Genomic DNA, 2,760 nt, shown 5'->3' with positions numbered 1-2,760 from the left:
CAAAGCCCCAGACCCCGAAGCCACCCCGCACACCCCCAGCGAAGCACCCCACCGCCCTCCCGTCAGCACCCCACACAAGATCACCAACAGAGTCATGCCGTTGCGTTAGAGGTCACTGCCACCTGTGGTTCAGTGCGATAGCGACCGTCGGCCGACGCTGGCTGGCCGGTTCGCCAGGGGCTTTGCTGCCGTACGGGGTGATGCACGACCTCACCTTGCGCGGGCAGTCACGGGACCGCCGTCGTGGCAGCAGGCTCTGGCCGATCTCGGTGAGGCCGAGGCGGCGGTCACGACTGCGGGCCGAGGGGGGAAAAGCCGCTGGGTGAGATCACCGTGCGGCGTACGACATGCAGGGCTCGAGTGAACGAGGTCCGCTCGGCGGTGCTCCGATGGAGCCGGGCGGCTTCGTTGAGCAATTCCCGGGCCGCGTGGTGAACGATCAGGTGGGCGTAGATCTCCTGCCGCACGCCGTCCGGGGCTTGTGAGCGCAGGACCGGTCTGTCTCGCTGGTGCGTCTTGATTTCGTCGAAGACGAGCTCGATCTCCCATCGCCGGGCATACAGGGCGGCGAGCTCGGCTGCCGGGTACTGCTCGTGGTCCACGAGACTGGTGATGAGCCGGACCACGTCCGCCTGGCCGTCGACGCGGTACTCGATCACCCGCACCAGGGCCGGCGGGGCCTTGACCGTCCCGGATGCTTTGCTGTGCTTGTTCGCCTCGATCCGGGCAAGATAGCTGCCGTCCGGGAGGACATCTTCGACCCGCCGGGCCTTGCGCCGCTCGATCCTCCACAGCAGATGAGCGCCCTGGGCGCGCAGCCGGTGCCACCGGGCCAGGCCCCACAGCCCGCGATCGGCAAGCAACAGGGTCCCGGCACCGATATGGGCCTCCAAATCGTCGGAGACGATCCGCTCGGAGTCCTTGAACCCGCCGATCACCGCATCCAGTACCGCATGCGACGAGCACTCCGCCACCGCGACCACACGCGCCTGCGGATAGCCCATCGGACTGCGCGACGAGCCGGACTTCCCAAAGGTCTCCCGGTTGCCCGCGGAATCGGGAACGGCCAGAAGAGTGCCGTCCATGGCCAAGACCCGCATCCCTCGGAACGACTCCGTACTCGACCCCAGCGGCCGGGCCACGGCCCGGAACAACTCGCGCATCACCGGCCAGCCCAGCCGCTGCCGGGCCCGGGACAGCGACGACTTGTTCACGCCCGCCCACGGCCGAAGACCCGGCTCACTGGCCTTCACCAGCCGCAGCACCTCCAGGTAGTCAGCCTGCGGAAACAAGCACATGGCGAGGACGAAGTACACCGTGAACCTGGCCGACAGCAGACGGCGCCGCTTCTCCGTGCGGCCAGCCTCGCCCACCACTCTGTCCACCAGCTCGGGCGGGCAGGACTGGGTCAAGATCCCCAGCCCCAACCGCTCCAGACGTGATATCAGCACACCGCCTCAACCGGCCAACGCCCTCAAAAGCAACGACATTGGAACGCATGGCCTGGGGGGTGGTGTCACCGGCTCCGGAGGCACTGACAGACCGCTCATTAGGGGCATGACCACCGGCTTCTTCGCAGGGCGGGAGGCTCTTCGTAATGTGGATGTGGCGATCGGTGCCGTGGGACGGCCGGGCGGGAACGATCAGAGGACGCACGTGATCGACGTCAGCGACATCGGCGCCTTCCTCGGCTTGGACGTCGGCAAGGGCGAACACCATGCCACCGCCGTCACCCCGGCCGGGAAGAAGGCGTTCGACAAGCGGTTACCCAACAGCGAACCCAAGCTCCGCGAGGTGTTCGGCAAGCTGCAGGCCAAGCACGGGACTGTGCTGGTGATCGTGGACCAGCCCGCCTCCATCGGAGCCCTGCCGCTGGCGGTAGCCCGGGACATGGGCTGCCCGGTCGCCTATCTGCCGGGTCTGACGATGCGACGGATCGCCGACCTCTACCCCGGCGAGGCCAAGACCGATGCCCGCGACGCCTTCGTCATCGCGGACGCCTCCCGCGTCATGCCGCACACACTCCGCTCGGTCGAGCTCGACGACGAGACCATCGCCGAACTGGAGATGATCGTCGGGTTCGACGACGACCTGGCCGGCGAAGCAACCCGCGTCTCCAATCGCCTGCGAGGCCTGCTGACACAGATCCATCCGCACCTGGAGCGGGTTCTCGGCCCGCGCGTCCAGCACCCGGCCGTCCTCGCCCTGCTGGAGCGATTCGGCTCGCCGGCCCAGATCCGCAAGGCCGGACGTCGGCGGCTGATCAGCTTGATGCGGCCAAAGGCACCGCGGATGGCCGAGCGCCTGGCCGAAGACATCTTCACCGCGCTCGACGAACAGACCGTGGTCGTTCCCGGCACGGACGCGGCAGCGTTGATCGTCCCGAGCCTGGCCGGTTCGCTGACCGCCGTCCTTGACCAGCGCAAACTACTGGCCGGACGGATCGAGGAACTGCTGGAGGCCCACCCTTTCCAAGGTCCTGACCTCGATGCCGGGGATCGGCGTCAGGACCGGAGCAAGGATCCTCATCGACGTCGGCGACGGAAGCAGTTTCCCGACCGCCGCCCACCTCGCCGCCTACGCGGGTCTCGCCCCCGCGACCCGGAGTTCGGGTTCGTCGATCCGCGGCGAACAACCATCCCGGCGAGGAAACAAGCAGCTCAAAGTGCGACACGAAGTCGCTCACGACAAGTGGGAACAGCCACGGAGGAAGGAGAAGAGAGCTGGTCCCCGGATCAGTGTCCAAGATCCGTTCCCGCG

At 67.6% G+C, this 2,760-nt stretch carries 1 protein-coding gene and 1 pseudogene; one reads left to right on the top strand and one right to left on the bottom strand.

Translation table 11 applies throughout. From position 1 onward, the window contains the following. Window positions 1–287: 287 nt before the first annotated feature. Window positions 288–1,373: an IS4 family transposase gene (locus ACFYXH_RS42385; protein ID WP_389575161.1), complete on the bottom strand. Its 1,086-nt coding sequence runs from the start codon at window positions 1,371–1,373 to the stop codon at window positions 288–290. Between the two features lie 283 nt (window positions 1,374–1,656). Here ACFYXH_RS42385 and ACFYXH_RS42380 point away from each other — a divergent pair. Beyond that, a pseudogene (locus ACFYXH_RS42380) lies at window positions 1,657–2,665 on the top strand (IS110 family transposase); the annotation flags it as partial. Window positions 2,666–2,760 lie beyond the last annotated feature (95 nt).

This window comes from Streptomyces sp. NPDC002730, assembly GCF_042888805.1.
Classification (GTDB): Bacteria; Actinomycetota; Actinomycetes; order Streptomycetales; family Streptomycetaceae; genus Streptomyces.
This window is presented reverse-complemented; position numbering and strand designations above follow the sequence as displayed.